The sequence below is a fragment of the Firmicutes bacterium HGW-Firmicutes-1 genome (assembly GCA_002841625.1).
Classification (GTDB): Bacteria; Bacillota; Clostridia; order Lachnospirales; family Vallitaleaceae; genus HGW-1.
Genome location: PHAG01000031.1, coordinates 1,468 through 2,537, shown reverse-complemented (window position 1 = coordinate 2,537; position 1,070 = coordinate 1,468). Strand labels below are relative to the sequence as shown.

The following is a 1,070-nucleotide window of genomic DNA, read 5'->3' as shown; positions in this document are numbered from 1 at the left end:
ATCCCTTCGATATTGAAATCTTCAAGGTTTTGAGAACTTAGAATAACCGATGATTCTTTCTTACGCACACGTTTCATAAAGTTTCGGATATATTCAATTGCAGTGAGATTGGTTAAGAACAGATAGAGCTCATCAATCCCAGCAGTTGTATTGCCTTCCGTCAGAAGCTTGTCGCTCATGAAGGAAAGTATATTGAAAAGCAAAGCGTTTTTGACATTTTTACTCGCTTGAAGCAGGCCTTTTACACCAAACACTATGAAGCGATTCGATGAGATGTTGGTGTGTCCATTAAAGAATTTACTTTCAGCACCCTGACACATGGAGTGGAGCCCAAGAAGTATTTCTTGAAGCAGTTCTGTCGTATAAAGTTGAAATTTGCCTTTGTCATAGTTTTGATATTCCTCTTCTATCAATTGGTAAAGGTCTGAAAGGATCGGATAGTCATTGGAACTTAAGCTTTTAAAATTGGTATTGTCACTGATATTCCACTTGCTATATAGCTTGCCAAGCATAATTTCAATGACATCAATATGCTTATCATCAAAATCCTTATAGCATCTAAAGAAGTCTTTTAAGAATGAAATATGCTGACTGAGTTTTGTTGCCTGTCTAAAAGCAATGGGTGCATCCTTATCTTGTGGCGATCCACCCTCATCCCATGTTTTGGGTTCAAGCGGATTGATCATGTACTCACCAGACATCAAATCTACAAAGCATCCACCGATGTTATCAGCAAGCTCCACATACTCATGCTCAGGATCAAGGCAGATGACATTCTTGCCAGATTCCAGTATGTTGCACAAAATGAGTTTCAAGAGATAGCTCTTGCCCTGCCCGGAGTTACCCAAGATGAGGATACACGGATTGGTTTTGTCATCATCTCTCTTGTCAAAATCTACAATGACATTGGATCCATATTTGTCTCTGCCTAAATAAAAGCCATTGCTATCGGTCTTCCCCGAATAGTTGAAGGGATATAGATTGGCGACTGATGATGCCGGAAGCACCCTTTCATACTGACTGCCGAACACATTTCTACCCGTTGGCCCAACACACATAAAACCCTGCTG

The 1,070-nt window shown here is 40.2% G+C and carries 1 protein-coding gene; it reads right to left on the bottom strand.

Going from position 1 to position 1,070, the window contains the following annotated elements:
* Positions 1–1,070: type VI secretion protein (locus CVU84_17630; protein PKM93090.1), on the bottom strand; the 1,070-nt coding region annotated here is incomplete at both ends.